This window comes from Vibrio sp. STUT-A16 (assembly GCF_026000495.1).
GTDB classification, from domain to species: domain Bacteria; phylum Pseudomonadota; class Gammaproteobacteria; order Enterobacterales; family Vibrionaceae; genus Vibrio; species Vibrio diabolicus.
The window spans coordinates 1,504,379-1,525,626 of sequence record NZ_AP026766.1 but is presented as its reverse complement, the minus strand read 5'-3'; the positions used below and the strand labels follow the sequence as shown (position 1 = coordinate 1,525,626).

The following is a 21,248-nucleotide window of genomic DNA, read 5'->3' as shown; positions in this document are numbered from 1 at the left end:
AATAGTTTGACACTATCAAGTTATTCTTCTAAAGGTTATTAAGACTTGGTAAACATTGACTTAAATCCGGCATATTAATCTTATTTTAATAGGTTATTTTCTTAAGTCTAACTAATTGACAAAGGTATAAATAATATGAAAAAATTAATTCTCGCAGCGGCAGTTTCAGGTGTATTGGTAGGTTGCGGTTCAGATGATGTAGAGAAAGCTCTTTCCACAGAATTATCTAGTTTCGAAGCTAGAAATGCCGCAGAGGACATTTTAGAGGCAACCAGTTTACTGGTTAAAGATATTTTAGCTAAATGTAACATTACAGCAAGTACAGACACATGTAGTCAAAGCTATGATCCTGATGCACTCGATGACTTTGATGGTAATGAAGCAGGCTTAGAAATCACGACTAGCAACAGTGTCATAATGTTAACCTCAAATGATTCAGGTAAGTATTTTGAATATTCGCCATTTTTAGAAAAGTTGCGTATTTCATATTCAAGTGAGGGTGACTTAGATCACTACCTTAAAATAGATATTAGTAATTATCCTTCGATTAAAGTGGACTTCGACGCTCACAATATTAATGATGATGGCAATTTTGGCTCTTCAGCAGAAACGTTAGATTATGACTTTAATGGTACAAATCAACTTAGTGGGAAAATCAGCGTGTCTAAAGATGACTTTACTTGCTCGGATAACGACTGTTAGGTAATTTTTGCACGGGAGGTTACGATTAACCTCCCTAAAACTTATTTATATCCCTACCCACACTCTCTCTACAATCCGAAGTAGGTAACACCATGACTAAGTAATTCTAATGAGTTGTAAAGCATCTGGTAAAGATTGTTTACTCATTATCAACCCATTTTGGGGCAAATTAGTGTTACCAATGGCGTCAGTCGTGACTCTGCACGCATGACCAAAAGTATGGAAAAGCTCTATATACGTGGCCAGTTTTAGTTAATCACTACAATATGTCTGGAACATCTTGACCAGAATAGTGGCCCCTAACTGGCTTAAGGTTTTAGCTTGGGTTTATATTGGTAGGGTCATAGGGGCGGTGTGTGTCTTGATTCTAAAAGCCGACCAGATTTCAGCGTGGTTCGATAGGTATCTACTGAAAAAAGACAAAGAGTAGACGTGATTGTGAAGCTCTAATATCGGTCTTTAGCATGATAAAAGCGAGTAGCCAAATAAAATGGTTCTCGCTTTTTTAATCAATTACCACGTTCGATTCGAGATAAAAATTACCCAGTAAACTCTTCAGAATCGGGACGATTGGTAAACTGCACACCATTTAAGAAGTCGCACAGCAGTTGGTCTTCACACTGTTTGTAGTTTTTGTTGTTTGGCTTGCGGAAATACGCACCAATTTCGTATTTACTTAAACTAATACCAACCACTTCTAATACGTCCAACACATCTTCTGCTTTCATGTCTAGCGCAATGCGCAGCTTCATGAGAATCATGTTGTTGGTCAACGTGACTTCTGGCTTAGGTTGCTCGCCGTCTTTTTTTCCTCGCTTGAGGTTAATAAAGCCATTTAAGAATACCGCTAACTCTTGATCCTTCATCTTAACGCAAGATTTGTCGCTCTCATCTTTTAACCAGTTTGCCACTTTATCGTGAGCCACAGTGACTTCGGCCAGCGCGAAAGCTTTCATTATCTGCGCGTTTTTAAGGTTTAACGCGTGTTGGATACGACGTAAAATTTCGTTGTTAGTCACTAGGGATTCCTAAAATGAGTTCTAAGAGTGAATAAAAATCCATCAATGACATGCGATCTGTGGGTGTCTTTATTCAATAGCGTAGTTGATGGTGACTCTAACAGAGAACACGTTTCTTCGGTAGGTTAAAAATAGAAATAAGACGGCCTATTCGAACTAGTTGGCTAAGTTGGTAAGACCCCACTTTCATAGACACTATGCTGATTAGAAGAAGTAGGTCAAACCACCTCACTGTTATTTGTGAAGTAGAAGGTTACTGGCAAGGAATGGGGCAGAATTGAGTTAGCCAACACGCCTTCCCATCTGACTGCATCACGACAGTGCAATAGCTTGCTCTTATGGGAGTGCTGAACTGCTCGCTGACTAATGAAGTCAGCAAGTCAAAGTAGGAAAATGAGACTTCGTAAACGCCGTAAAGTAATGCGTTGGGCTAATCTTACGGTTTGTTTTCCTCAGCGTTTTTAGCTAGCAACGGAGTTCTTTCATGAGCAATGGTCCAATCATCGTATCCCCCGAAAGCAGCGTTCAGAGGCTTCAACGAGTCGAGTTGCAGGCAACAGGTATCTACGATGAGAAGTGGTTACAGCAACTTATCTTTGCTAACGCTGACCTATTACCCTTTTATGAGATTGATGCGGACTATACCGGTGCGGTACCAGTGTGTATGGAGCTTGCCACTAAGTCGGATCGAGTGGACTGCATCTATGTGACGCCATCGGGCCGATTGGTCATCGCGGAGACCAAACTCTATCGTAATCCTCAATCTCGTAGAGAAGTGATTGGACAGATACTCGATTACGCTAAAGACTTGATGAATTGGAGCTACGACGAACTTGATACTAAGGTTTGTGCAATTAATGGTGGTCTATCGCTTTTTGAATTGGTTAAGGCGGATGGCCATGAAGTATTAGAAGCCTCATTCATTGATACGGTCCAGCGAAACCTCTCAAAAGGCCGCTTCTTATTATTGGTAGTGGGCGATGGTATTCGAGAGGGGGCTTTTGAGATAAAGGACTTTCTTAATACGTATGCATCAATGGAGTTTTCTTTTGCCATGGTTGAGGTGCAGATCTTCCACATGCCAGGCGAACAACTGCTCGTGAATCCTCAAGTGATGCGCAAAACTGAAATTACTGAGCGCCGAGTGATTTCGATTAATCAAGTAAGTAGTGAAGTTACTGAGAAACTTGAATCCACCAACGAGCAAAATGAATCAGCCACAAACAAAGGTTCTGGTCAATCCTATGAGTATTGGAGTGCATTGCTTGATTATCTTGAGCTTGATGACACTAGTGTAAGGTTACCAACCCCTTCGACTAAGGGGCACTTATGGTTCGAGTTACCACCAAGGGCACACAATAGTTGGATAACAACTTACCGATCTAAACCCAATGAGGTGGGTGTCTTTGTGAGATTCAGAAATGACGCACTTGGACAATACTTGTTTGAGTACCTGTATGCTAGGCGAGAGTCATTGATGCCACTATTGCCGGAGGACTCTGAATTTGTCCCAGAGAAGCTAAAAATCTCGCTACCTGTAATAACTCTTGACTGGCAGGACGAAGAGTCTTGGAAAGAAGCGTTTGATTTCTACCAGTTGCGTTTAAATCAAATTTACCCCATCGTTAAACCTTTGCTGCTACAAGCGCTCAATGCGTATGAAAATTAACGGCGTTTAAAAGCATAAGATGATAGTCCTCCGACTTCCCAGACACTACACAGACAAGGAAAAGTAGGTCAAACCCACTCACTGTGATTTGTGAGATTGAGCGTCACTGGCACGGGAAGGAGCAAAGGTGTGTTGCAGTTCTTAAATGGGGAAGTGTTTTTCCTCATATTCCTCAACCAATGCAGCTAGCCTTTCAAGTTTACAAATTAGTCTTATATTTGCTCTATCTAAAGGGATTGAGGTTACTTACCTTGGCGAGATTTTTTAAAGTGCTCAATACCGTGTTGTATGCGACATTCAACACTTGTGCTGTTTCCCTAACTCCAGAGCTATTCATTGACATATCGACAATTTTTTCTTTTACATCTGGCTTGCGGGCTTCGTAAACTTAATCGAGTTCAAAGCCCTTTCGACATTCGATACACCTGAAACGAGGAAAGCCAGAATGCCCTTTTCCATGTTCACGGACGGGCTCTGTTTTATTACAGAAACGACATTGAACTTGGATAGTAGCCATGAGTTAAAAAACATCAGAAATCAGGTGGCTATATTAACATCTATCAACCGATTTGAGTCATTACCAATGAAAGGATAGTTAGGTTTTTATTGCGTAAATTATCGGTAAGAATAGTGCATATAACAGGCAATAAGCCAGGTGTGTAGAATTATTCTATTTTAGGGATTTTGCTCTAAATCTAAATGAATCTTTGCATTTCAATTTCAATAAAGCTTAGTTATTGATCATGTTTCTGAGTATGCGAATTATTATCAATTATGCATATGATTACTCATTGTCTAGTTTGATTTGTGTAACGTCACTGCAGCACGTATTGAGCGTACCACGCTGATTGTCTGTGTTTTCGTGTTGACAGTTTGGTACTAGGTAAAATCAACAAGACTATGATTTCAAGGAACATTTTATGTTAAAGAAACTACTAAGTTGTTGTATCACCTCCGCGATCTGTTTTCATTCTTCTCTCGCTTTTTCGCAACCCAATGAGATTCCGGACAGTGCAGAGTTACAACAAGATCCCGACACATTGCCTGCCACTTTGATGCTTGCACCGGACGACATCGCCATTGCAGATCGCTACATAGTGGTATTTCAACAACCGCAAATGATGGCGAGCAACTCAACAGAATTCGAGCAATTCACGCAACAGTCTGTAGACCGCATGTCTGGTTTGTATTCGATACAAGTGGAGTCGGTTTTTGACCACTCGATAAGTGGATTTGTCGCTAACTTGAGTCCTGAGCAACTGAAAGATCTGCGTTCTGATCCTCGTGTGGACTACATTGAGCAAGACAGAATCCTATCGCTTGACCCAATAGTCTCGGCAGACGCAAATCAGACCAATGCCATTTGGGGACTAGACCGAATCGACCAACGTAACTTGCCACTCGATAACAACTACAGTGCCAACTTTGATGGAACTGGTGTAACGGCTTATGTTATCGATACTGGTGTGAACAATGCACACGTTGAGTTTGGTGGGCGCTCGGTTTCTGGGTATGACTTTGTCGATAATGATGCAGATGCAAGTGACTGTAATGGACACGGCACACACGTGGCGGGCACCATTGGCGGCAGCTTGTATGGTGTGGCGAAAAACGTCAACCTTGTCGGCGTGAGAGTATTGAGCTGTAGCGGATCGGGGTCTACGTCTGGTGTTATCGCCGGTGTGGACTGGGTGGCTGCGAACGCTTCCGGACCTTCAGTCGCCAACATGAGTTTAGGTGGCGGTCAATCTGTCGCTCTCGATAGCGCGGTGCAAAGTGCGGTTCAGTCAGGTGTCAGCTTTATGCTAGCAGCAGGTAACTCGAATGCTGATGCTTGTAACTACTCTCCAGCGCGCGTTGCTACTGGTGTGACTGTCGGCTCAACTACTAGCACGGATGCACGTTCGAGTTTTTCAAACTGGGGCAGTTGTGTGGACGTATTTGCGCCAGGCTCACAAATCAAATCTGCGTGGTATGACGGTGGTTACAAAACCATTAGTGGTACTTCGATGGCGACGCCACATGTAGCGGGTGTAGCAGCACTGTATCTTCAAGAAAACAGTTCGTTATCTCCAAGCCAAGTAGAGGCCTTGATCGTTAGTCGCGCAACTAGCGGAAAGGTGACGGACACAAGAGGCAGCGTGAACAAGCTACTTTATAGCTTAACGGATGCTGATTGTGGCCAAGACTGTGGTGGCCCAGATCCAACACCGGATCCAGAAGGTAAGTTAACCTCGGGTGTGCCAGTGAGCGGTTTAAGTGGCTCAACCGGTCAAGTAGCGTATTACTATGTTGATGTAGAAGCTGGGCAGCGCTTAACCGTACAAATGTATGGTGGCAGCGGTGATGCGGACCTGTATCTCCGTTTTGGTGCAAAACCAGCACTGAACGCATGGGACTGCCGACCTTTCAAATACGGTAACAATGAAACATGTACGGTCAGCGCGACACAAAGTGGACGTTATCACGTCATGATTCAAGGTTACTCAAACTATAGCGGTGTCAGCATTCAAGCTAACTACTAGTTGTTATTCTCGTTACTAAAAGAGAACAAAGCCCGCTTTTCGGTGGGCTTTGCTTTCGGGAATACTGAGTTTAATAGGTGGCGTTCGATGCTATTCAAACGCACCGGCCTTTTTCTTCAAGAACTCAACTCGAAACGGCATCGAAGCTTTCTATTAGTAGTACCCGCATAAGTCGGGTTCTCCAAGTCGTGTACATCAAATAGGATGCGAACTTAATCTCCTCGAGCTAACTCTTTCTCCATCATAAATCTTGGCATGATGGCAAACCCAAGATGATACAAAACAAATTCTTTACTGTGACCGCGGTTCTCACTTGCAATTTTAGGCTGTGAGACAAACGCGTGACCTGACCTTGGCTGTTGGTCATCGTGAACGATATGGTGGCTAATCCGAGAAGATTGTATCCACTCAAAACTCAGACCCTATACTGCACATGTTGATGGGCTGACAACGGTAACATTGGATGAAATGGGCCTTGAACCACGCAAGATCATTATAAATGGGAACTATTAGGCAAAGAGACGATCAAACGAGGTAAATTGGAATGGGGCAAAGACGTTACAAACCATACAGACACGCCTCTGGATATAAATGCTCTAGTCCTTTTCTATTAAATCATTAATAACCAAGGATGTTGCAAAGAGAGTTGTGGACAGTTAGCAGTATCAGTAGGCTTGTGCTAGCCAAGGCACCTGACTTTGGGAGCGCACTAAACATGAGCCTTGGATTCTGCTACCGTAAAGCCCATATTTAATTTGAGAGAGATGGATAATGAACGACAGTTGGGCTAACTTCTTTCCGTACTTTGCTGGAGCTTTTAAGCTTATTGTATTAGGTATTGGAGCTTACTTAGCTATTAAATGGCATTTTGATGAAGAGCGAAGAGTAAGGGAAGCCGAAGGCGTGGTATTCGATAAACCAAGCTTCAAGAAAAAGTTCGCAATGATGCTAACCTTCCCATTCCTTCTAGGTCTTCTAGTCCTTCTCGTTATTTATGCAACTAACTGGTTTCTCTACTGACGGACTTTATTAATACGATCAACGTTTAAGCTCTCAACGGGTTTGGAGCAAAAAAGAGTCAGCCTAACAGTCTGGCTCTTTTGAATGAAAATACATGGTATCGTGGAATAACTAGGGAAGCTGTGGCAGGTTACACTCACTTACTCCTTAGGCAGGTGACCAGTTTCCTTCGCAAGCTTTTGCATCGCCTCGGCAAACGTTGTTGTCCCGCCTTTAGCTTTCACCTGAATTACCTTATACCCCATTTTTTCCAACGCTTGGCGCTCTGCCAAAACAGCTTTGTCATCTTGCTGGCTACCTTGAGCTGGCTGATGAATGTAACATCCCTCTAATTTACCATCTTCGACCAATTGGTGGTGTTTCAGTGCATCGATATCAAAATTCATAATAAGTCTTTTCATTAAAAGTGGGAGTTTCTGTGGCTAGTTACATACGCTTCAAAGGCTTCACGACACTATCTAAGCCTTCAATTTTGAGCGCTAAACACAGCTTGAGCAAATCCCCTAGCTCGCCACTTGGCCAGCCCTTTTTATCGAACCACAATAGGTATTCTTCAGGTAGGTCGATTAACACTCGCCCTGCATATTTTCCAAATGGCATTTGCACTCTAGCGAGTTTAATGAGGTTTTCTTTTTCTAACATAAGTGACAAAGATTTGAGGTAACTCGTCCAAGAATATCACTGCCGCCCTCTCCTCACCAGCAAATCGCACTCACGTTTATTTTGGCGGCTTTGACTCGCTTTGTGCTAGAGTACGCGGCATAAAAAATGAGAACGAGAAAGCAATGAAGTCACCTTGTCGAGCAGCATGTAAAAATAACGCCGGAATATGCTCTGGTTGTCACAGAACGATGGATGAAATCATCCAATGGAAAGACAAAACCGATCTCCAACGAGATACGATTATCGAACAAATCGCAGGGGAAGATTCAACGCACAATTGTCCTGAGTGCGGGACTCAAGCCCATTGTGATATCGCCGCAGGCAAAGAAACCTGTTGGTGCTTTACTATTGAAACCCGTGATTTACCCAAGCCAAGCGCCAACCAGCTGTGTTTGTGCCGAAAATGTCTAGAAAAAAAGCCAGTCGCATAATACGACTGGCTTACTGTTCTGCGTTTTCTGACTGGTGTTTATTTAGCGGTTAAAGCGGGTGCTTCAAACTTAATACCATCCCACCCTGTTACCATAAAATTACGAATATTCTGGTGATCGCTATTCTCTGGATGCTGCAATACATCTTCACGATAAAAACGGCCAAAGCAGGCTAGTGTCGCTTCTTTGTCTAGGTTATTTAGCAAGCCGAAAGCGAAGATCTTACACGAACCGTTGTTCTCACCCGCGTTGTTTTGCGTCTCACCATTAACAAAAGCGGTTGGCTCAAACGTATAGTTATCTTCGATCACCGCCATCGTTGCTTCAAATTCGACCTGCTCTGGTGAAGCTGCCAATAAATCTAAAAACGATTTTAATTCCATTATTCCTCTATCCCTACTTCATCATTTTGATGACACATTAGTTTCATAAAAAGCCAATATAAGAGTCATCAATCATACATATATTCAGAGCCTTACCAAATCACACGTCATTCAGCGTTCCATCATTCCAATTGCGGAAATGGACAGAAGCATAAACCCCATGCTGATTGACAACGTATCGGATTGATAAGGAGATATCATGATCACCCCTTTAAAGGCAATCGGTGCACTCGCATTGTCATCACTTGCCATCGCGTGTTCATCACAACCCGAAGATACCGTGGCTTCATTCGCTACACAATGCAAACCTACCACTGCGCCCGTTGCTGGGGAAACTTCAATTCAAGGGTTAACGTTTATCGGGACATCCGTTGCTGATGCCCCATTCGACACATCGGCAGCTGAAATCGTCAGTTATGACGCCTGTACGGATAAGCTCTATGTGATCAATGCTGAAGCAAAACGTGTCGATGTACTTTCTATGGATGACAACGGCGTACCAACGCAAACCGCATTCATTGATCTCAACAGCGCTGGCGAAGCAGCTGGCGTTGAAATTGGCGCTGCAAACAGTGTCGCTGTATTCAATGGTTTGGTCGCGGTTGCGATTGAAAACAGTAATAAACAAGCGAATGGTATTGTTGGTTTGTACCGCTCCGACGATTTGTCATTAGTCACGACGTTCCCAACAGGCGCATTGCCAGACATGGTGGGCTTCTCGAAAGATGGCCGATACATCGCAACCGCTAATGAGGGCGAACCAAACAGCGATTACAGCGTCGATCCTGAAGGTAGCGTCACTTTGATCGATCTGAACCTTGGCGTTACTCAAGCAGAAGTGACACAAATTGGCTTTAATGAGTTTGATGGTTCACGAAAAGCAGAGCTCCCAATGAATGTGCGTATTTCGGGGCCAAACGCCACTATCGCTCAAGATCTAGAGCCTGAATACCTCACTTTTGCAGATAACGGTAAAATCTATGTCGCGCTACAAGAAAATAACGCCATGGCAATCGTCAATCCAGTGAGCAAATCGGTAGAAAAAATTGTTGGCTTAGGTGAGAAGTCTTGGTCGGACGCTAAACTCGATGCATCTAACAAAGACAAAATTATTGGAAACTTGAAAAGCTACCCACAACTGGTTGGCTTATTTATGCCTGACACCATCGACAGCTACTCAGTGAATGGGAGTACTTACATCGTATCCGCAAATGAAGGCGACGGGCGTGAGTACGGATTCAAAACCACTCAAAAACTGTGCGACAAAGCTGGCTTTATGTGGGATGAAGACGATTACCTTGGTACAGATGAATACACATCTGAGCAAGGGAGCTGTTTAAGCCATATTGATGAAGTGCGCGGTAAGAAGCTGAAAGTAGCAGCAGAACACCCATTGGCAGAGGCACTAAAAGACAACAAACAACTCGCGCGTTTAAAAGTGATTAAGCCGGCACAAACGCTTTCTGCACAAGATAAGGTTCAAGCATTTGGCGCACGTTCATTCTCGATTTGGGATGAAAACGGCAAGTTGGTGTTCGATAGTGGTGACGATTTCGCGACCATCGCGCTGCTGAATGAAGGTAAAAACTTCAACAGTACCAACGATAACAATCACAGTGGCGATGACCGAAGTGATGATAAAGGCATTGAGCCAGAGGCGATTGAAGTAGCACAAATTAACGGTCGCCATTACGTGTTCATCGGCTTAGAGCGCCAAGGCGGTATTATGATTTATGACATTACCGATCCGAAAAAAGCACAGTTCCTACATTACGTAAACCGTCGCGATTACAATCAACCAGTGTGTACAGAAGTCGAAGATGGTGAATGCGCGAACGGCACATACAATCCAAAAGCAGGCGATTTAGGCCCAGAATCCATTAATTACTTTACTCGCAATGGTGGTCATTTTATCGCCGTTGGCAATGAAGTATCTGGCACGACTTCCGTCTTCCGAATCAATCTATAAAGTAATGTAAAAGTCATTTAGAACCAAAACGCCCGACGTAAGCCGGGCGTTTTTTGTATGAGGTAATGTCCTACTCTGCCGATGCTAGCGCGTCACATTTTGATGCGCAGATAAAATCGTTCTTATGCAGACCTTTGATCGAGTGACTCCACCAAGTTACGGTGACCTTACCCCACTCCAACAAAATAGAAGGATGGTGGAACTCATCTTCTGCCAGTTCCGCGATTTTGTTACTGAAAGCCCATGCTTGTTTGAAGTTCTTAAATTTATACACCTTTTCTAGTTGAGGTATGTCTTCTCTTTCAATGATCTGCCAATCAGACAATTGCAGCAACAGAGATTGTTGTTCTTCTTTGCTTAGTGCAATGGCATCGATACTACAAGCTTCGCATTTTTGTTCATTCAACATGAGCAGGTTCCTTTGGTTCAAAAAGTGGAGGAAGCAGTCCAGCTTCAATCGCTAGATCGGCTTGTTTCAATAAATTTAACTGACTGATTTTAAAGAGCTGAGAAAAGTCATCAATCACGTAGTACTTCGGTTGCATGATGTCGATACGATAAGGCGTTCTCAGCACAGTTTGTAATTCAAATGGGTCGCGAATTGCTACATCACTCTCTAATGCGTAGAGGGTTTCGCCAGGAGATGAGAGAATACCACCACCGTAAATTTTGGTTTTGTCCCCTTCTTTCACCAAGCCAAATTCTACGGTAAACCAGTAGAGACGAGCGAGATACGCTCTTTGTTTTGGTGTAGCGGCTTGCCCTAGTTGACCATAATGTTCGGTAAATGCAGCAAAATCTGGGTTGGTTAACATCGCACAATGACCAAATATTTCATGGAAGAAATCCGGCTCTTGCAAGTAATCGAACTCTTCTCTGGTACGCAAGAATGTGGCGACGGGAAAGCGCTTATTACCGAGCAGATTAAAAAAACGGTCGAAGTCAATAAGCGCAGGAACGGGCTCCACTTGCCAACCTGTTGTCTCCATCAGGACAAGATTAATTTCTGGCAATTGAGGAACGCGGTCTTGAGGTAAATCAAGCAGCGTTAAACCGTGTAAATAAGCCTTACAAGCTCTGTTTTGGATCACACCCATTTGTCGTGTTACCAAATCTCGCCAAATGGCGTCTTCTTCACGGCTCCATTCAACCCTGCCTTCCTGGTTTACGGGTTTAGAACGATACTGAGTCATGGCACATCTCCATTAACAAATCCTTTACATTAAGCCTATCTTCAGTCTTGAGAGCTTCCAATCCCCACACGATTTTCTCAGTATCAATCCGATGTAACATATTGTTTACAACACGTCGTAACTGCATGATTTTTATGACACGATATAATATCTAGCTTGTTTGACTTTATCGTGTATTCCTCTCAAACTAAAATCTGTTACCACTTTGTTATAGAGGGACCTATGCGCGAGAGCAGCAAAGTATGGCAACCGAGCGAAAGTCGTATCGAAGAAGCCAACATCACACAGTTTATTGAACACATTAATCGACAAGGAAATACCATTGAAAACTTCGCCGATCTGCATCAATGGTCGCTCGATCATGTGGAAAAATTTTGGCAAGAAGTCTGGTTATTCTGCGACGTCATTGGTACTCAAGGAGAGACCGTAAAGGAGCAAGCAGAAAGTCGCTGGCAGCAACCCGTCGAAAATAGAGACATAAAATGGTTCCCAAACGCACAAATTAACTACGCAGAAAACTTGCTAACCTACGCGTGTCACCAACCCGATGATCTCGCGATTTGGTTTGAAAATGAACGTGAAGAAAAGCAAACCTACACATGGAAACAATTGTGTGAAGAAGTTTCGAGTGTCCAGCAATGGTTGAAAGAATGTGGAATCAAGCAAGGTGATGTCGTCGCTGGCTATTTGCCTCACTTACCTCAAACGGTGATAGCCATGTTAGCAACCACCAGTTTAGGGGCAACCTGGACTTCTACCTCACCTGATTTTGGCGTTGAAAGCGTTTTGGAGCGCTTTGGTCAAGTGAAACCTAAAATCCTGTTTACTTGTGATGGCTATACATTCAATGGCAAAACTTTCGATATGTCTGAGAAAAACCAGCATATTGCGGATCATCTTGATGGTCTTAAACAGGTTTGCCAAATTAGCTACCTTAAACCACACATTTTTGAATGCGACGTCTGCACTCAAGATTGGCAAAACGTCCTGAATCAATACACACCCGAAGCGCTGACTTTTACTCGCGTTAATTTTAACGATCCGCTATTTGTGCTCTATTCTTCAGGCACGACAGGCAAACCGAAATGCATCGTTCATTCCGTCGGCGGAACAGTGCTTAACCATTTGAAAGAGCACCAACTGCATTGCGACATCCAACCTAACGACAGAGTGTTTTATTACACGACCTGCGGCTGGATGATGTGGAACTGGCACGTTTCTTCACTCGCGAGCGGCGCATGTTTAGTAATTTTTGATGGTAGCCCTGTTTATCCCGCTCATAACGTGCTTTGGGACCTCGCTGAACAAGCCGAAGTGACGCTGTTTGGGACTTCGGCGAAATACCTAGAGGCATTGGAAAAAGTTTCTTTTTCTCCGCCGAAAAGTGATGCATTTCCAAGTCTGAAAACCATTTGCTCAACGGGCTCAGTTCTGTATCCAGAACAGTTTGATTATGTCTATCAGCACATTAAAGAAGATGTCCACCTCGCATCGATCTCAGGCGGGACAGACATTTGTGGCTGCTTTGTGTTAGGCAACCCTATTTCTCCCGTTTATCGAGGAGAGTGCCAATCAGCGGGATTAGGGGTCGATGTCAGAGTCTTTAACCCGCAAGGTAATAGCGTAATCGGAGAGCGCGGTGAGTTGGTTTGTGCCAATTCATTGCCCAACTTCCCCGCTGGCTTTTGGAACGACACCGGGGAAAGATACCATCGTGCTTATTGGGATAAGTTCGACAATATTTGGCACCACGGCGACGATGTTGAACAAACCAGCGTTGGTGGATACGTGTTTTATGGTCGAAGTGATACCACGTTGAATCCCGGTGGCGTAAGAATCGGCACAGCCGAAATCTATCAGCAAGTGAACAGTATAGACGGTATTCTAGATTCCATCGCAGTAGGAAAAGAAGTCGATCGCAACGAACAAATATGGCTGTTTGTCCAATTAATGAAAGGGATAGAGCTCAACGACGAGATGATCGCCTCCATCAAAGTACAGCTAAAATCTGCATGTTCTCCAAGACATGTACCTAGTGCAATTTACGTAATAAGCGATATACCTAAGACCCGTTCGGGAAAATTGGTTGAGTTAGCCGTTAAGCAAGTCGTTAACAATCGGAGCGTAGAAAATTTAGGCGCAATAGCCAACCCTGAAGTATTGGAGGAGATACGCAGGATAGTCGCCCAAAAACAACCTCAGAACACTTGATTGTTATAGAACCACTTTGCTTGCGTCCGCAGCGATAGGTGAAGAACAAGTGAGGTTAACTTGGGACATCATACCCTCAACCGATAAGAAAAAAGCGAGCTAGGTAGCTCGCTTTTATCATGTGGTGTTCTTTATTCAGTATTAACGGCGACCAAGCCCCATTAATACCGACATTGTTTTACCGTCAGATGTAATGTCAAAAACGTGTTGCGATTCAACCTCAGTAAAACCTGCATCTTTCAAAGCACGTTTAGACTTCGCAAGGGTAAAACCGTCTTGTTCAGATTCTGCAATCCAATCAAAATGAACAAAGTAACCGCCGTGGTTAAGTAAAGAATGCGAGATTTTTAATGACGCGTCTAAGTCTTCCACAAACGCTAAAACTGACGATGCAACTACTAGGTCAAACTGTCCACGAAACGCTGGATGCTGAGCGACCAAGCCGCGAGACAATGCATCTACGACAGGTTCTACATTGGCAAGCTCTTTTTTATCGAGTTCTTCAATCATGGCTTCCGATGCGTCTAATGCTACAATGTCTTTAACCATCGGTGACAATCGTTGACTTAACTGCCCTGTTCCGCATCCAAAATCTAGTACTTTAATGCCATCAAGCTGAGTTAGCTGTTGTAACTGCTCAAACACCGACTGCGCAAATTGCTCTGTTGCTGGATTTGATTCCCAGTTTTTTGCTAAGCCGTCCCAATCTTGTGCCATCGTGGCCTCCATGTTCACTTTTTGTAACCCACATAGATTACCGCAAAACCGTTAAAAGACCATAGACTTATCTGGCGGATTCGCGTTTTTTTCGATAATCTTTCACGGCTTTGGGAGCATATCTGCATAATACCCAAATTATTTGAATTCATTTATTGGTTGTGTCAAATCATGAACTTAACTCAAGTAGAAGCCTTCTGCACCATCGCTGAGTGTGGTTCTGTTTCTGAAGCAGCAAGGCAACTCGATTGTAATCGCACCAAACTCAGTATGTCGATTAAGGCTTTAGAGAAAGATCTCAACGTTGAGTTGTTTACCCGAACTGGCAACCAGCTCACTCTCTCTGAAGCTGGGAAAGCCATTTACAAAGATTGCGAACACCTACTTATCATCGCACAGCGGATAAGAAAAACCTGTGCTCAAATCTCGGAAGGTTTTAACGCGGAAGTTTGGGTTGCACGTGACGACTCCTTACCTGATGATCTCTGGCAAGAGCTTTCTCATACACTGAATAACCGATTCCCTTCCACAACCTTCAACTTAATCTTGGCATCCAGTGGCGACTTAGCCAACTTAGTCAGTACCCACCAAGTGGATTTTGCCTTTGGTGTTGATTATGAGCGCGTCGACGATCCTCGTATCGTGTATAACCCGCTAGGCAAGATACGTATGATGTCAGTATGCAGTGCAGAACATCGCCTAAGTAAGATGCGCCGAGTCTCAGACGAAGATCTACGCAGCCAGATGCAAGCGTTGATGGTGTACCTAAATGAGAAAGACAACCCTGAACTGCAACCTTTCTCGACTCGATACATTGGCTTTTCAAGTTTTGACTACATGCTCAACACCATCTTAGAAGAAGACGCTTGGGGTGTACTGCCAGAACCATTAATCCGCCATTACCTTCGCCAGCAAAAGCTCGCCGTTATCAAGCATACATACGGATTGACACAAGAAGACTACTGTATGTTTTCACCTAACGGTCAAACTGAGCACCCAGCAATGACATGGTTAGCGGATAAATTGAGCGAGTATTTATTTGACTTCTAAACATTTTATCAGTGAGCGCCAATTTTATTGGCACCACAATCATGCAGCAAGTCATTGTTTTATAAGAACATAAACAAAAACGCAACTTTTTAGATTAGAACCTGCTCACTTAGTGGTTGCCTAAATTACCTTATGCGAGAAGAATAGTAAGGTATTAAAATTTAAAGGCATCTTTTATGTGTGACAGGACAAGCAAAAACGAAAACCGTATTCTAACCATTTCAGCCCTTTTAGCATCTGGGTTCGCTGCTGGTGGTATGGTACTTGGCTTGCTTGTAGGATCAATTGTCATCGTTTTTGACGGTGTTTACTCTTTGGTCAGCTTACTGTTAACTTTATTGTCACTGGCCGCTTCCTACTATATTAACAAGCCCTCAAAATCTGTATTCCCATTTGGAAAAGCGGTCTTAGAGCCAATCGTTATTGCGATAAAAGCGGCTGTTATTTTAGTGGTTGTAAGCTTTTCTCTTTACTCTGCAATTTCAGCATTGATGTCCGGAGGCCGTGAAGTCGATGCTTCTATTGCCACTCTATTCGGCATCGTAAACGTCATCGGTTGTGGTTACGCTTGGTGGTTTATGGCGAAACGCAGCCGTCGCTTCTCATCAGGCTTGATTGAAGCAGAGAAAAAACAGTGGCAGATGGATACGCTATTAAGTGTAGCGGTGACGGTAGGATTTGTTGCTGCTTGGGTTGTATCACTAACGCCATTCGCTGAATATGCGGTTTATGCCGATCCTATGATGATGGTGCTAATGGGCTTCTACTTTCTGAAAGTTCCTTTTGATATGTTGGTTGGTGCACTACGTGAGCTACTAATGATGACACCAAGCAAAGAGCTATGTCAGGTCGTTGGCAATGATGTACTAGAGATAGAAAAAACATCTGACCACCAGCTGAAGTTAGCGGGTATCACTAAAGTGGGCCAAGAGCTTCGTATTAACATCGATTTGCACGTCGATGACGACACCATCGCATTAGATAAGTTGGAACAAACTCGTACTCAGTTAACGAAACGTCTGTCGAAACACAGATTTAAACTGCAACTCCATTTAAACGTCGCAAACTGTTAGAGCACGAAAGAAAAAGCTCCCGACCGAGGGAGCTTTTTTCTTTCTGTCATTTGAGCATACAGCGCAAAGATAAAACCAGATAATTTTGGTTTAACCTGCAGCTTCACGCTTCTCCTTGGTGACAACCCAGCAAAGCAAAGAGCCCACCGTAACCATCACAACCCCCTGCCAAAAGCTCGGGCTCAACGTCACACCAAGAATAATGGAAGAAAATAGCGCAGAGAAAATGGGTGTAAAGTAAGAAAGTGTCGCAAGAAAGACCATGTTTCCGCCAACAATCGCGATGTTCCACAAACCATAACCACCAGCCATCAACGCCGCAGAAGCAAAAAGGTAGCCCATTGCTTCCAATGAAAAAGTCATCTCTGGCTCATCAGCAAACGCATATTTCACCCATAACGAAACAGCAGTAGCAATGAAAAACAACGTAATCGCGTTATGCTTGGATTGCTGCCTCTGGGTTAAATTACAATAAAAGGCCCATATAACTGCTCCTGCGAAAGCCATAAAGTACACCAAAGGGTTACTACTGACATTGGACATAATCTGAGTAACGGATAAGCCATTCTCACCACTCACCGTCCACGCGACTCCGATAAACGCCAGCGCAACCGCTGGATAAAGCAGCCAGTTTGTTTTTTTGTTACTGCCTAAGACCGCAAACAAAACGGTGAGAGCTGGCCAAAGATAATTGACAATCGACACCTCAATAGCCTGCGCACGCGAGTTGGAATATCCCAGAGATAAAGCGAGAAATATTTCATAACAAACGAACATCGCGCCACCAAGCACGAGATACTTTGGAGAAAAGTACGATAACTTCGGAATGCCAACTACGATAAGAAGGAAAATAGAACTGAGAGAGTACAACATGGCCGCCCCGCCCACGGGACCTAGGCTCTCGGTTACCAACCTGGCAATGCCAAGTAAACAACTCCAAGAGAGGATGGCAATACAACCATAAAGTGTGAAACGAAATTGCACTGATTTCATGTGACCTACCACTCACGAATGCCAAAGGAAACATCAGCTTAACTCAAAAATGATCAGGTTCAACGTACTGTTTTATAAAAATCAGTATAAAAATCACTCCATTACGCAGTTGGAGTCGATATGAAACATTTTCTGCCCTCGAGTGTTATGCTTACACCTTTTGTTGTGCGCTACTATGATGAAGAAGACGACGATAGCGAAATCGCCGAAACTGATTCGAGCACTCAGCATCTAAAAGAAACAGAGCAACAAACGGAAACCTCAGACTAAAGGAATTCTCAAATGAAAAAAGTCGCAGTTATCTTCAGTGGTTCAGGTGTTTACGATGGCACAGAACTACATGAAGCCGTATTAGCACTCCATGCCATTGAAAAAGAAGGTGCATCATGGCATTGCTTTGCTCCTAACATCGATCAATTACACGTGATTAATCATCTAACTGGCGAAGAGATGGACGAAACACGAAATGTGTTGGTGGAATCTGCACGCCTTGCACGTGGCAATATTGATGATGTTGCAAGATTGAATCCAGATGAGTTTGATGCCCTACTCTTACCTGGCGGTTTTGGTGCCGCTAAAAACCTCACTGACTTCGCAGTATCAGGGGCTGAGTGCTCGATTAATACACACGTAGCTCAAGCATGTCGCTCATTCGCTCATGCGAAAAAGCCAGCAGGTTATCTGTGTATTTCTCCTGTCATTATTCCGATGATTTATGATCAAGGCGTGAAAGGCACCGTAGGCAACGATGAAGCGATCTCGATAGCATTTAATCAAATGGGCGGTGAACACATCACTTGCTCTGTCGAGGATATCGTTTTTGATGAAACACACCTCGTTCTCTCAACCCCTGCTTATATGTTGGCAGAGAATATCTCTCAAGCGGCATCAGGTATCGAAAAGTTAGTATCAAAGCTGATTGAAATTGCCTAATTATTGATAGATAACTTATAAACCTACCTCCCACCCCCATTGATAGTTAAGTTATTAATGGGGATTTTTTATACTTTAGTCTAATTTAGAGATATATCCGTATTAGATATCAATTTCTGCCAATCGATTGCGTCAATGGTTTCATATTTGTTCTACTTTATATCTGTGTTGCACCTATACGCTGTGCAACAAGATCACTGTCACAGTTTTTCTCTTGCAAATACCTCTAAATAGGTAAACTTGCTTCAGATCAACTTCAATCTGGAAACGAGTGTGCGACAGTAAATGGCAAATTAAGAAAGATTATTAAAAATAACGACGGAGCTATCCAATATGACAAGTGCATTTTTTATCCCTACGGTAAACCTAATGGGCGCTGGTTGTTTAAAAGACGCAGCAGACAGCATCCAATCTCAAGGCTTTAAAAAAGGTTTGATCGTTACGGATAAGATCCTTAACCAAATCGGTGTAGTCAAACAAGTTCAAGACCTTCTCACTGAACGCGACGTAGCAACCGTTGTGTACGATGGCACTCAACCAAACCCTACTATCACCAACGTTAATGATGGCTTAGCTTTACTAAAAGAAAACGAATGTGACTTCGTTATCTCACTCGGAGGCGGCTCACCGCACGATTGTGCAAAAGGTATCGCTTTAGTAGCGTCAAACGGCGGCAAGATCGGCGATTACGAAGGCGTTGACCAATCCGCAAAACCAATGCTGCCTCTCGTATCAATCAACACAACGGCTGGTACTGCTTCTGAAATGACGCGTTTCTGCATCATCACAGATGAAGAGCGCCACATTAAGATGGCGATTGTGGACAAACACACAACACCATTGATGTCAGTGAATGATCCCGAGTTGATGCTTGCTAAACCTGCGTCTCTTACTGCCGCAACAGGTATGGATGCGCTAACACACGCAATCGAAGCTTACGTATCTATCGCTGCGACACCAATCACTGACGCGGTAGCAATCAAAGCAATTGAACTGATTCAAGCTCACCTTCGCACAGCAGTGAAAAACGGTGAAAACCTTGAAGCTCGCGAGCAAATGGCATACGCACAGTTCATGGCAGGTATGGCATTCAACAACGCATCTCTTGGTTACGTTCACGCAATGGCGCACCAACTAGGCGGCTTCTACGACCTGCCACACGGTGTATGTAACGCAATTCTTCTACCTCACGTACAACGTTACAATGCGCAAGTATGTCCAGAGCGTTTACGTGATGTTGCTAAAGCAATGGGTGTTGATGTTGAAGGTATGTCAGCAGAGCAAGGTGCTGCGGCGGCCATTGATGCTATCGTTGAGCTCGCTAAAGATGTCGGCATCCCATCAGGCATTAAAGAACTTGGTGCGAAGCTAGAAGACATCCCAACCCTAGCGGACAACGCGCTAAAAGACGCTTGTGGTTTCACTAACCCGAAACAAGCAACGCACGAAGAGATCTCTAAGATCTTCGAAGAAGCGATGTAGGCTCGCTAAGTAAACAATTCTCTAGTCTTAATTCAATCCCCGATCTCGTATTGGGGATTTTTTATATTCGCATACCCTGCCAAACGTCCTCTTTTAGTGTTAGCTTTTAAGTATCTTGGATTCATATTGGAAGGAACCATGAGAACTATCACTGCGACCCTACTCGCTTGCCTAGCTTTTTCTATCGATGCTGCGGACTATCGTGCCAATGAGGTTGCCAATGGGTTTCAAATCCCATGGGGAATTGAATTTCTCGATAAGCAACAAATGATCGTGAATGAAAAAAACGGCACCGTTTCATTACTTAATATTGCGTCGGGAAAACAGCAAACCCTCTTCAAAGTACCGAATGTGAACACCAGTGGGCAAGCTGGTTTATTAGATGTAGCTCTAGTGCCGAATACCGCTCCACAAAATCCACAACTTTTCTTTACTTACAGCAAACGTACCGATAAAGGAAATACTGTGGCCTTAGCGACCGCACAATTGAAAAACAATCAACTTGTGGATTGGAAAGACGTCTTTGTCGCCGACGCCATCACGGACACCAGCCGTCATTACGGCAGCCGTATTGCGTTTGTCGATGACAAGGTTTACTTCTCAATTGGGGACCGTGGCGAACGCGATAATGGGCAAGACACTCAAACCCATGCAGGCACTATTCTTCGCCTCAATCTTGATGGCTCGGTACCACAAGATAATCCATTCAAGACTTCTGAGGCTCGCCCTGAAATATGGAGCTACGGGCACCGTAACCCACAAGGCATGTTTTACGACAAAGCAACAAAACAGCTTTGGTCGATTGAGCATGGCCCTCGTGGTGGTGATGAAATCAACCTGATTAGGAAAGGTGCAAACTACGGCTGGGCGAGAGTCTCTCAGGGTAAAGAGTATTGGGGACCGTTAGACGTTGGAGAAGCGAAAAGCTTACCGAATATGGAAGACCCAAAGTTGGTTTATATTCCGTCTATCGCGCCAAGCAATATGGTGGTGTATCGTGGTGATAAGTACCCAGAGTTGGATGGAAAAATCCTCGCCGGTGCCTTGAAGCTGGCGCACATCAACGTGGTTTCTATTGAGAATGGCAAGCTCACCGAATCAAAAAGATTGATGGAGAATCTTGGCGAGCGAGTCAGAGATATCACCATCAGTCCGGATGGCTATGTCTATTTTTCAACAGATACAGGCAAAATTTTCCGTCTTGAAGAGAAGTAA

The 21,248-nt window shown here is 43.8% G+C and carries 21 protein-coding genes and 1 pseudogene; 13 read left to right on the top strand and 9 right to left on the bottom strand.

Annotated elements, in window-relative coordinates; all coding sequences use genetic code 11:
• The first annotated feature begins 135 nt into the window (after positions 1 to 135).
• Positions 136 to 702, top strand: coding sequence for a hypothetical protein (locus tag OO778_RS23535; RefSeq protein ID WP_005495314.1), 567 nt, complete (start codon positions 136 to 138; stop codon positions 700 to 702).
• Positions 703 to 1,241: 539 nt separating this feature from the next.
• Here OO778_RS23535 and OO778_RS23530 read toward each other — a convergent pair.
• The gene (locus OO778_RS23530) at positions 1,242 to 1,721 is read right to left on the bottom strand and encodes a DUF1456 family protein (RefSeq protein ID WP_029838613.1); all 480 of its coding nucleotides are present in this window, start codon (positions 1,719 to 1,721) and stop codon (positions 1,242 to 1,244) included.
• A 484-nt stretch (positions 1,722 to 2,205) separates the two neighbouring features.
• On the opposite strand from OO778_RS23530, the gene OO778_RS23525 reads away from it, so the two are divergent.
• The gene (locus OO778_RS23525) at positions 2,206 to 3,390 is read left to right on the top strand and encodes a hypothetical protein (RefSeq protein ID WP_256936649.1); all 1,185 of its coding nucleotides are present in this window, start codon (positions 2,206 to 2,208) and stop codon (positions 3,388 to 3,390) included.
• A 249-nt stretch (positions 3,391 to 3,639) separates the two neighbouring features.
• Here the strand turns inward: OO778_RS23525 and OO778_RS23520 are convergent.
• Positions 3,640 to 3,907: pseudogene (locus OO778_RS23520) on the bottom strand (IS1-like element transposase); the annotation flags it as partial.
• 403 nt (positions 3,908 to 4,310) lie between these two features.
• Between OO778_RS23520 and OO778_RS23515 the strand changes: the two are divergent.
• The gene (locus OO778_RS23515) at positions 4,311 to 5,915 is read left to right on the top strand and encodes a S8 family peptidase (protein ID WP_258459402.1); all 1,605 of its coding nucleotides are present in this window, start codon (positions 4,311 to 4,313) and stop codon (positions 5,913 to 5,915) included.
• A gap of 771 nt (positions 5,916 to 6,686) precedes the next feature.
• A complete protein-coding gene (locus OO778_RS23510) occupies positions 6,687 to 6,935 on the top strand; it encodes a hypothetical protein (RefSeq protein WP_046873682.1) in 249 nt (82 codons plus the stop codon).
• A gap of 140 nt (positions 6,936 to 7,075) precedes the next feature.
• Here OO778_RS23510 and OO778_RS23505 read toward each other — a convergent pair whose 3' ends face one another.
• Both OO778_RS23505 and OO778_RS23500 read right to left on the bottom strand, forming a co-directional pair.
• Positions 7,076 to 7,321 carry a hypothetical protein gene (locus tag OO778_RS23505; protein WP_046873683.1) on the bottom strand — a complete coding sequence of 82 codons (246 nt, stop codon included), beginning with the start codon at positions 7,319 to 7,321 and terminating at the stop codon, positions 7,076 to 7,078.
• Between the two features lie 40 nt (positions 7,322 to 7,361).
• Entirely contained in the window at positions 7,362 to 7,577 is a 216-nt protein-coding gene (locus OO778_RS23500) for a DUF3820 family protein (RefSeq protein WP_005391112.1), read from the bottom strand.
• Between the two features lie 143 nt (positions 7,578 to 7,720).
• On the opposite strand from OO778_RS23500, the gene OO778_RS23495 reads away from it, so the two are divergent.
• Complete coding sequence (locus OO778_RS23495) at positions 7,721 to 8,029, top strand: cysteine-rich CWC family protein (protein ID WP_082244968.1); 309 nt, start codon at positions 7,721 to 7,723, stop codon at positions 8,027 to 8,029.
• 38 nt (positions 8,030 to 8,067) lie between these two features.
• Here OO778_RS23495 and OO778_RS23490 read toward each other — a convergent pair whose 3' ends face one another.
• Entirely contained in the window at positions 8,068 to 8,412 is a 345-nt protein-coding gene (locus tag OO778_RS23490; protein ID WP_065646937.1) for a HopJ type III effector protein, read from the bottom strand.
• A gap of 199 nt (positions 8,413 to 8,611) precedes the next feature.
• Here OO778_RS23490 and OO778_RS23485 point away from each other — a divergent pair, with 199 nt between their 5' ends.
• A complete protein-coding gene (locus OO778_RS23485) occupies positions 8,612 to 10,381 on the top strand; it encodes a choice-of-anchor I family protein (RefSeq protein ID WP_256898514.1) in 1,770 nt (589 codons plus the stop codon).
• 70 nt (positions 10,382 to 10,451) lie between these two features.
• Here the strand turns inward: OO778_RS23485 and OO778_RS23480 are convergent, their stop codons facing one another.
• Positions 10,452 to 10,790, bottom strand: coding sequence for a 4a-hydroxytetrahydrobiopterin dehydratase (locus OO778_RS23480; RefSeq protein ID WP_005375563.1), 339 nt, complete (start codon positions 10,788 to 10,790; stop codon positions 10,452 to 10,454).
• On the bottom strand, positions 10,780 to 11,574 hold the full coding sequence (gene phhA / locus OO778_RS23475; RefSeq protein WP_074189937.1) for a phenylalanine 4-monooxygenase: 795 nt from the start codon (positions 11,572 to 11,574) through the stop codon (positions 10,780 to 10,782). Before phhA ends, OO778_RS23480 begins: the two co-directional genes overlap by 11 nt.
• A 222-nt stretch (positions 11,575 to 11,796) precedes the next feature.
• Here phhA and OO778_RS23470 point away from each other — a divergent pair, with 222 nt between their 5' ends.
• Positions 11,797 to 13,785: an acetoacetate--CoA ligase gene (locus tag OO778_RS23470; protein ID WP_074189936.1), complete on the top strand. Its 1,989-nt coding sequence runs from the start codon at positions 11,797 to 11,799 to the stop codon at positions 13,783 to 13,785.
• A 141-nt stretch (positions 13,786 to 13,926) separates the two neighbouring features.
• Here OO778_RS23470 and OO778_RS23465 read toward each other — a convergent pair whose 3' ends face one another.
• Entirely contained in the window at positions 13,927 to 14,502 is a 576-nt protein-coding gene (locus OO778_RS23465) for a class I SAM-dependent methyltransferase (protein ID WP_006742039.1), read from the bottom strand.
• Between the two features lie 171 nt (positions 14,503 to 14,673).
• Between OO778_RS23465 and OO778_RS23460 the strand changes: the two genes are divergently transcribed.
• The gene (locus tag OO778_RS23460; RefSeq protein WP_006742040.1) at positions 14,674 to 15,552 is read left to right on the top strand and encodes a LysR family transcriptional regulator; all 879 of its coding nucleotides are present in this window, start codon (positions 14,674 to 14,676) and stop codon (positions 15,550 to 15,552) included.
• Positions 15,553 to 15,728: 176 nt separating this feature from the next.
• Entirely contained in the window at positions 15,729 to 16,625 is an 897-nt protein-coding gene (locus OO778_RS23455; protein WP_005391129.1) for a cation diffusion facilitator family transporter, read from the top strand.
• A gap of 90 nt (positions 16,626 to 16,715) precedes the next feature.
• Here the strand turns inward: OO778_RS23455 and yddG are convergent, their stop codons facing one another.
• Positions 16,716 to 17,618, bottom strand: a complete 903-nt coding sequence (gene yddG, locus OO778_RS23450) for an aromatic amino acid DMT transporter YddG (RefSeq protein ID WP_074189935.1) — start codon at positions 17,616 to 17,618, stop codon at positions 16,716 to 16,718.
• Positions 17,619 to 17,738: 120 nt separating this feature from the next.
• Here yddG and OO778_RS23445 point away from each other — a divergent pair, with 120 nt between their 5' ends.
• From OO778_RS23445 to OO778_RS23430, 4 genes are all read left to right on the top strand, one after another.
• Positions 17,739 to 17,888 carry a hypothetical protein gene (locus OO778_RS23445; RefSeq protein ID WP_006742043.1) on the top strand — a complete coding sequence of 50 codons (150 nt, stop codon included), beginning with the start codon at positions 17,739 to 17,741 and terminating at the stop codon, positions 17,886 to 17,888.
• A 12-nt stretch (positions 17,889 to 17,900) separates the two neighbouring features.
• Positions 17,901 to 18,551: an isoprenoid biosynthesis glyoxalase ElbB gene (gene elbB / locus OO778_RS23440; RefSeq protein WP_074189934.1), complete on the top strand. Its 651-nt coding sequence runs from the start codon at positions 17,901 to 17,903 to the stop codon at positions 18,549 to 18,551.
• 333 nt (positions 18,552 to 18,884) lie between these two features.
• Positions 18,885 to 20,033 carry an L-threonine dehydrogenase gene (gene yiaY, locus OO778_RS23435; RefSeq protein ID WP_005391135.1) on the top strand — a complete coding sequence of 383 codons (1,149 nt, stop codon included), beginning with the start codon at positions 18,885 to 18,887 and terminating at the stop codon, positions 20,031 to 20,033.
• A 138-nt stretch (positions 20,034 to 20,171) separates the two neighbouring features.
• Positions 20,172 to 21,248 (top strand): PQQ-dependent sugar dehydrogenase, encoded by a 1,077-nt coding sequence (locus tag OO778_RS23430; RefSeq protein ID WP_074189933.1) that lies wholly within the window; start codon positions 20,172 to 20,174, stop codon positions 21,246 to 21,248.